The organism is Mesorhizobium sp. P3_A9 (assembly GCF_056402975.1).
Genome location: NZ_JBFUGJ010000346.1, coordinates 1 through 6,047, shown reverse-complemented (window position 1 = coordinate 6,047; position 6,047 = coordinate 1). Strand labels below are relative to the sequence as shown.

The 6,047-nt window shown below is 64.6% G+C and carries 6 protein-coding genes; all 6 read right to left on the bottom strand.

Annotated elements, in window-relative coordinates; translation table 11 throughout:
* The coding region (locus AC1DX0_RS29345; RefSeq protein ID WP_477357910.1) for an aldehyde dehydrogenase family protein at positions 1-1,147 on the bottom strand (1,147 nt) is incomplete at its 3' end.
* A 25-nt stretch (positions 1,148-1,172) separates the two neighbouring features.
* Entirely contained in the window at positions 1,173-1,847 is a 675-nt protein-coding gene (locus AC1DX0_RS29340) for a DUF1028 domain-containing protein (protein ID WP_477220871.1), read from the bottom strand.
* A 5-nt stretch (positions 1,848-1,852) separates the two neighbouring features.
* A complete protein-coding gene (locus tag AC1DX0_RS29335) occupies positions 1,853-2,269 on the bottom strand; it encodes a RidA family protein (RefSeq protein WP_477220870.1) in 417 nt (138 codons plus the stop codon).
* 44 nt (positions 2,270-2,313) lie between these two features.
* On the bottom strand, positions 2,314-3,588 hold the full coding sequence (locus AC1DX0_RS29330) for a flavin-containing monooxygenase (protein WP_477220869.1): 1,275 nt from the start codon (positions 3,586-3,588) through the stop codon (positions 2,314-2,316).
* A gap of 143 nt (positions 3,589-3,731) precedes the next feature.
* Positions 3,732-5,336 carry a GMC family oxidoreductase gene (locus AC1DX0_RS29325; protein ID WP_477220868.1) on the bottom strand — a complete coding sequence of 535 codons (1,605 nt, stop codon included), beginning with the start codon at positions 5,334-5,336 and terminating at the stop codon, positions 3,732-3,734.
* 43 nt (positions 5,337-5,379) lie between these two features.
* On the bottom strand, positions 5,380-6,047 hold a 668-nt coding region (locus tag AC1DX0_RS29320), incomplete at its 5' end, for an ABC transporter ATP-binding protein (RefSeq protein ID WP_477357908.1).

The window sequence follows — 6,047 nt, the reverse complement described above, 5'->3', positions numbered from 1 at the left end:
GTATGAAGCTGCCGCGGCCGTTGACCGTGACCCGATCGCCACCGGCAACCAGGCGCGCCGTCTTCTTGCCGGCCTCGACGAATCTCATGACGTTGGCGGCGTGGCGGGCATCGACCATGGCGCCCATTTTCGAGGCCGGGTCGAGCGGATCGCCAGGCTGGGTGGTGGCCGCGCGCTCAGCCAGTTTCTCCACGAAGGCATCCTTGATCGAGCGTTGCACGAGCAGGCGCGAATTGGCCGAACAGACCTCGCCCTGGTTGAAGAAGATGCCGAATGCCGCCATGTCGGCCGCCGCATCGAGATCGCCGCAATCGGCGAAGACGAGGTTCGGGCTCTTGCCGCCTGTTTCGAGCCAGACCTGCTTCATGTTCGACTGACCGGAATACTGCAGGAACATCTTGCCGACCGAGGTCGATCCGGTGAAGGCTAGGCAATCCACGTCCATGTGGCGGCCGAGCGCCTGGCCGGCCGTCTCGCCGAGGCCTGGCACGACGTTGAGCACGCCGGCGGGCAGGCCCGCCTCCATGGCGAGTTCCGCCAGCCGGAGCGCCGAGAAAGGCGACTGCTCCGCGGGCTTCAGCACCACCGAATTGCCCGCCGCCAGCGCCGGCGCGCATTTCCAGGTCGCCATGTCGAGCGGGAAATTCCACGGCACCACGGCGCCGATCACGCCGAGCGGCTCGCGCCGCACCAGCACCAGATCGCTGCCGCCGGTCGGCGCGATCTCGTCATAGATCTTGTCGATGGCCTCGCCATACCACTGGAAGATCGCCGCCGAACCGGGGACATCAACGGTGGCGGCATCGGTGACGAGCTTGCCCATGTCGAGCGATTCGAGCAGTGCAAGCTCCTGCAGGTTTTCGCGCAGCAGTCGCGCCAGCCGCAGCAGCACCTCCTTGCGGTGCGCCGGGCTCGTGCGTGACCAGACACCGGCCTCGAAACTGCGGCGCGCTGCGGCAACGGCCAGATCGATATCTTCCTCGCCGCACGACGCCACCTCGGCCAGCGTTTCGCCGGTGGCCGGATTGATGCTGGCGAAGGTGCGGCCCGAACGCGCGGGGACCCACTTGCCGTCGATGAACGCCTTGTCGCGAAAACGGATCGCGGATGCCTTGCCGATCCAGTCCTTGTGACTGAGTTCGCTCATGCGGATGCCTCCCCCTGTATGCCGGCTACTCGTCGCCCGGCACGCCGTAGCTCGGCGCGTCGGACGGATTGATCGCGCGGGTCACATAGGCATCGAGTTGCGGCTTGTAGCGGTCCCACAAGGCCGCCAACTCCTCGATCGGACAGCTTTCGGTCCAGTCGCAGCGCAGGTCCGCGACCGGCCATGCGACCTCGCGCACCAGCTTCATTCCAGCCGAATGCACCGGACCCGCCTCGCCACCCGCCTTCAGCGCGGCGCGCATGGTCGCGATCAGGCGGTCGCCGAGATGCCCTTCCGAGGCCAGGAAGGCCTCGACCATGGCTTGCGGCACACCATCATGAGCCAGCATGTTGCCGCCGCAGGCGACATTGTCCGCACACGCTTCCGCCCAGATGCCGAGCGCCCTGGGTCCGGAATGAATGGCTGTGGTCCCGGCGGCATCGACAGCCAGCACCTGCCGGTAGTCGCTGTAGGCGCCGTTGCGCTTCAGGATAGCGACCGCCTCGGCGGCCGAAGCACCGCGCGCCAGCAGCTCGAGCCCCCTCGTGCCGAGCGTCGGATCGGTGACGTTCTGGCTGGCGACCGCGCCCACGCCGGCCTGCGCATAGGCGCAGCGCGCCGCCACCGCCGGGGAGGAAGACGACACCGCGACGCCGAACATGCCGGTGCGGCTGCACCGCGCGACAATGGAAAATGTCATTGGGATCAATCCGGGATGACGGCGGTGCCGTCGATCTCGACCAGCCAGTCCGGCCGCGCCAAGGCCTGCACGACGATACCGGTCGAAACGGGATGCACGCCTTTGATGTACTCGCCCATAGTCCGGTAGACCGCCTCGCGATGGCGCACGTCGGTGATGTAGACCACCACCTTGACCAGATGCTCCATGGTACCGCCGCACTCCTCGATGAGCTGCCTGATGTTCTGCATCACCTTGTGCGTCTGCTCGGCCGGATCGTGGCTGTCGATATTCTTGGCGGTGTCGAGATCCTGCGGGCACTGGCCACGCAGATAGACCGTCCGGCCGCCGCGCGTGACGACCGCCTGGCACAGATCATTGTCGAGCTTCTGCTCGGGATAGGTGTCCTTGGTGTTGAACTTGCGGATTCTCGTATGCGCCATCCTGGTCTCCATCAGATCGGGCTCGTGGCTGTTGTCAGCGTCGCTCAGGCGTCCACTGTCTCGCGCCGTGCTGCAGCGTGATAGGCCAGATATTTGCGCTGCGTCGAAATACGGTCTGCGACATGCTTGGCATCATGCCAGACACCCCAGATGAAACTCGACCCTCTTCGCGACTGCCAAGGCAGGCCGAGAAAATAGATCCCAGGCTCGGTCGAGACGCCGCGCTGATGCCTTGGCCGGCCCTTCTCATCAAAGGCATCGACCTTCAACCAGCTGTAGTCGACGGCAAAGCCGGTGGCCCAGATGATCGTCGCTATCCCGGCTTCGGCCAGATCGAGCTCACGAAGCGGATTGACCAGACATTCGGGATCCGGGTCGATGCGCCGGGCCGTGGGCTCCTCCGGAAGGTCGAGTCCGTTACGCGCGACATAGGCGTCGGCCTCGTCCAGCAGTGACATCAGGTTGGCGTCGCCGCGGGCAATGTTCTTCGCCAGATCGGGCGCGAAGGTCAGCACACCATCCTGATATGTCTTGGTCATGCCGACAAGGGTGAGCCCCTGCGCGGCCAGCCGACGGAAATCAATCGTTTCGCCACCACGCGCGCCGCTCACCGCAATCGTGACATGTTCCGTGCCAGGCCCCGGGGTCTCGAGGTCCCATTTGCCGAGAACGCCAAGCCACCAGCAGAAATCGCGCCCGCGATAGGCCCGCGGCGGGCGGTCGTGTGCGCCGACCGAGAGGTAGACGCGCCGCCCCGAGCGCTGAAGCTCATCGGCGATCTGCACACCTGACGATCCGGCCCCGACCACCAGCACCGCGCCCTTTGGTAACTGTCCGGGGTTGCGGTACGCGCTGGAATGAATCTGCGGAATGCCGGCATCGGCGGGGACAAGAGCGGGGATGACGGGGACCTGGAAAGGTCCGGTCGCCGCGACGATGCTGTTGGCTTCGATCGTCCCGTCCGACGTCTCGACGCGGAACCCGGGTCGACCGACATGTCTTTGCGCGAGTTTGACCTCGACGCCGCAGCGGATCGGCGCATTGATCTGCCTTGCATAGGCGGCGAAATAGTCCGCAACCTCCTCCTTGGAGGGAAAGCCGTCGGGACCCGTCACGGGAAATTCCATGCCCGGGAAACGGTCATGCCAGGCCGGGCCATTGGCAACGAGCGAGTCCCATCGCTGCGAACGCCAGCGCTCGGCGATCCGGCCACGCTCGAGAACGAGATGCGGCACGCCGCATTTGCTCAGATGCTCAGACATAGCCACCCCCGCCTGGCCACCGCCGACGACAAGCGTGTCTATTTTTTCCACCGACATTTCTGCGTCCTTTCCCCCCAAGAGTTTCTGCGGATGCGAGGAGGTCAGATCGTTGGTGTACTGGAGGGACTGATTAGCGAAAATTACGATTTCACGTGGCAGTGGTTAGCTTGTCCCTAAACGCCAAGAGAGACTGGCCAACACTACGACAGCATCGCCCTGGCTGCTTTTTCGCCGATCATCATGGATGGCGCATTGGTGTTGCCGCCGATCAGCGTCGGCATGATCGAGGCGTCCGCGACGCGCAGATTGTCGAAGCCGCGCACCTTGAGACCAGTGGGGTCGACCACCGCCATGGCATCATTGCCCATCTTGGCCGTGCCGACCGGATGATAGACGGTCAATGCTTCGGCACGCAGATAGGCGAGGATCTCGTCGTCGGTGACGACATCGGGTCCCGGCAGGATTTCCGGTCCGCGAATATCGGCAAAGACCGGCGAAGCCAGGATCGAGCGCGCCAGCTTGATGCCTTCGACAAGGGTCAGTGCGTCCTGCCCGTCGCTGAAGAAGCGGTGATCGATCAGCACATTGCGGCGGGTGCCGTCGCGCTCGAGCGTGATTTCGCCGACGCTACCGGGCCGCAGCACGCAGGTGTGCACGGCATAGCCGTGGCCATATTCGACAAGCCGGCCKCGATGGCTGCGGTAGCCCGGAACAAAGTGGAATTGGACATCGGGAATATCCCCGGCATATCTGGTCTTGGCGAAGCCGCCGGCCTCGACGTAATTGGTCGTCAGCATGCCCTTGCGCCGGACGAAATACTGAAAGGGCGCCGCCAGCATCGCCGGCAGATTGGCGAGCGACAGGCCGAGCGTCCTGGCGCTCTTCGACCGCACGGTGATCATGCCGTCGACATGGTCGCGCAAATTCTTGCCGACGCCCGGCACGTTCATGACCGGTTCCACCCCCGCCGCCTTCAACTCCTCGGCCGGGCCGATGCCGGAAGCAAGCAGGATGCGCGGCGAGCCGATCGCGCCTGCGCTGAGCACGATTTCAGCGCGGCATGTCAGCCTCTGGGCTGACCCGTCCTTGATCACATTGACGCCGGTGACGCGCCCGCTTTCGACCGCCAGATCAAGCACCTCGACGCCTGACAGGACCTGAAGGTTCGGGCGGCTGAGAACCGGCCGGACGAAGGCGGTGTAGGCCGAGAAGCGCTGGCCCTTGTCCTGGGTCACATTGTAGATGCCGAGGCCGAGTTGGCTATCGCCGTTGAAGTCGCGGTTTTCGGGCAGGCCGATGTCCCGGCCCGCCTCTACCCACAGGCTGGATACGGCGTTGGGATCACGCGGATTGTCGACCAGCAGTTCACCCTCGAAGCCGTGATAGGCCGGGTTCTGCGACAGGAGGTTGCGCTCCAGTTTCTTGAACACCGGCAGCACATCGGCATAGGACCACCCCGCGCAGCCAAGCGCCGCCCACTCATCGTAGTCTTGGGCTGCGCCGCGGATATAGACCATCGAATTGATCGAACTCGACCCGCCGAGAAGCTTGCCCCGGTTGACCGGTATGCGGCGGTTGTTGAGCAGCGGCTGCGGCACGCCCTTGTAGCCGTAGTCGAAAGTCGGATTGCCGTAGAGCGAGAGGATGCCGGCCGGCACGCGCACCCTTGTGCGGTCGTCGCTGCCGCCTGCCTCGATCAGGCAGACACGGGTTGCGGGGTTCGCGCTCAGCCTGTTGGCCAGGACACAACCGGCCGAGCCCGCGCCGATGACGATATAGTCGAATTCCGCGACCTCAATGCTCATGCCATGCCTGTGTCGTGATCCACCTGAAGACCGTTGCCGTTGCTTAGTGCTCTTCGTCTTCGTCGTTCTTCAGGAGCTCGAGGATTTCCCGCTTCATGGCGATGAAGTTCGGCTCCATGACCAGATCCATGCTGCGCGGACGCGGCAGGCCGACGCGGATTTCCTTCTTGATCTGGCCGGGCCGGCCGGACATGACCAGCACCCGGTCCGCCAGCAGGATCGCCTCGTCAATGTCGTGGGTGACGAACAGGACGGTTTTCTTGGAATGGTCCCAGATCCGCAGCAAAAGCCTCTGCATCGAGTGACGGGTCTGGCTGTCGAGCGCGCCGAAGGGTTCGTCCATCAGCAGCACCTGCGGATCGTTGGCGAGCGCACGCGCAATCGCCACGCGCTGCTTCATGCCGCCCGACAGCTGCGAGGGATAATGGTTGGCGAATTTCGCCAGCCCGACCTCGTGGAGAAAATGCTCGACGATGGCCTTGCGCTCGGTCGTCGGCATGCCCTTGCGCTTCGGACCGTATTCGACGTTCTGCGCCACGGTGAGCCAGGGGAACAGCGTATAGGCCTGAAACACCATGCCGCGATCGGGGCCTGGCTCGGTGACCGGCTTGCCGCCGACGGCAATCGTGCCGCCGGTGCGCTGCTCGAGGCCGGCAATGAGATAGAGCAGGCTCGACTTGCCGCAGCCGGATGGGCCGACGATCACACAGA